Source organism: Nesterenkonia flava, from assembly GCF_031432335.1.
Classification (GTDB): Bacteria; Actinomycetota; Actinomycetes; order Actinomycetales; family Micrococcaceae; genus Nesterenkonia; species Nesterenkonia flava.
Map to the genome: position 1 here is coordinate 1 of NZ_JAVKGT010000087.1, position 772 is coordinate 772.

General features: G+C 63.5%; 1 protein-coding gene and 1 pseudogene. Both read right to left on the reverse strand.

Annotation, left to right across the window (positions count from 1 at the left end):
- Positions 1–250 (reverse strand): annotated as a pseudogene (locus RH857_RS13575) (hypothetical protein); the annotation flags it as partial.
- A 158-nt stretch (positions 251–408) separates the two neighbouring features.
- Positions 409–720, reverse strand: a complete 312-nt coding sequence (locus tag RH857_RS13580) for a transposase (protein ID WP_310538507.1) — start codon at positions 718–720, stop codon at positions 409–411.
- Positions 721–772 lie beyond the last annotated feature (52 nt).

The window sequence follows — 772 nt, forward strand, 5'->3', positions numbered from 1 at the left end:
CCCGGTTCAGCAGATCTCCGGCACGGACCCCGTCCTTGGCGGGGATCGTGGTGCGGATCCCTTTGCCTCGGCGCGCACCGGTCAATCCCAGGCTGCGCATGCCCCGGTCCACCGCACCCCGGGAAGCCGCAGGGATGCTGCGCCGGATCAGCGCGGTCATCTTCCTGCGCCCGTAGAGACCCTCCGGCGCCAGCTTGGTGTTGCCATGGCGATCGGTCGTGAAGGCCAGTTGCCGGATGACACCTTCCACAGCTGCATCGGTGATCGTGCGGGAAGCGACGTGTTGGTTCGCCCTGGCCCAGGCCCGGTAGGTCCTCGCTGCGATCTTCAGACCCTCGGCAGAGAGGATCTGACAGATCGACTCGACAGCGAAACCGTGGCCTCTGAGTTCGTCGATGAACGCCAGTATCAGCGGCTGCGGGGGTCGAGTTCCCCCGCGAAGAAAATTGAGGCCCTGCGCAGGATCTCGTTGGTCTCTTTCAACCGACGGTTCTCCATGCGCAGCTGCTTGAGCTCGGAGTTCTCATCGGTGCTGACACCTTCGCGGGCGCCGTGGTCGATCTGGTGCTGACGCACCCAGCGCCGGAGCGTGTCACGCCCGACACCGACCTGCTTCGAGATGACCTCTACAGCGGCGGTCCGGGAGGAGTATTCAGACTGGTGATCGAGCACCAATCGGACGGCGCGCTCCTTCAGAGCGGGATCGATTCGACGAGGCATAGCTACATCCTTTCAGCTTAAAAAGATGCGGCATCAAACCTGGGACGCTTCA

Excerpts from the sequence above, each read along its gene's own strand:
- RH857_RS13580 (WP_310538507.1), bottom strand. The coding sequence starts at position 720 with ATGCCTCGTCGAATCGATCCCGCTCTGAAGGAGCGCGCCGTCCGATTG.